General features: G+C 52.6%; 1 protein-coding gene. It reads left to right on the forward strand.

What is annotated here, in order from left to right:
- Positions 1–224: 224 nt before the first annotated feature.
- Positions 225–889, forward strand: a 665-nt coding sequence (locus AC1DH9_RS29970; RefSeq protein WP_477809432.1) for an OmpP1/FadL family transporter, incomplete at its 3' end; no start/stop codon positions are given.

Below are 889 nucleotides of genomic sequence, written 5' to 3' on the forward strand. Positions count from 1 at the left end.
CATTTTGCGTAGCCTCATGCCTTGACCTTCGGCTAACGGTTTTACGTCATGCCTGTGTAAGCGACACATCACCAAAACGGCTTTTCACTTTGCCCTTCTTCCAGTCGTCGAAGGGCATTTCATTTATTCGCATTGTGACCGTTGACTGAATTGGTCACATGAATAAATATGGTGAGCCATTGCTTCTACTGCTTCATCTCAGTGATCCCCATAGAGTTCAAACAATGAAAAAAATAGTGCTCAAGAGCCCATTTGGCCTCGCTGTCGTGCTCGCATCTTCAAATGTGTTTGCAAGCGGTTTCGCTCTCAATGAACAAAGCGTCAGCGGGATGGGGGCCGGGTTTGCCGGGCGCTCCTCATCCGCTGAAGATGCGAGCACGGTCTTCGGTAATCCGGCGGGCATGTCTCGATTGAAAAGAGAGCAGGTCAGCGTGGGCGCGGCGACTCTATTCGCGAAGACCGACATAAGCCAAACCCGCAGTACATTCGGAGGCCAGGAAGACGGTGACATGGTGCCAACCACCACAGTGCCTATGGGTTACTACGTCAAACCCATCGATGAGCATTGGGCGTTCGGTGTAGGTTTTTATGTACCTTTCGGTCTGATGACTGACTATGGCAGCGGTTTTGCCGGGCGTTACTACGCCAACAAAAGTGAGGTCACGACGCTTACGTTCCAGCCCACCATCAGCTATGCCTTTAACGACAAAGTTTCGATCGGGTTCGGTCCGACTATCAACCGCATCACCGGTGAGCTGTCCGGAATGGTGCCCAATCCACTGAGCCCAGGTCGCAATGACGGAAAACTCAAAAGCACGGGCGACGACATGGCCCTCGGTTTCAACGCCGGTATCCTGGTGCAGGCTACAGACCAAACTCGCTTGGGCAT

Source organism: Pseudomonas sp. 05T35 (assembly GCF_056396605.1).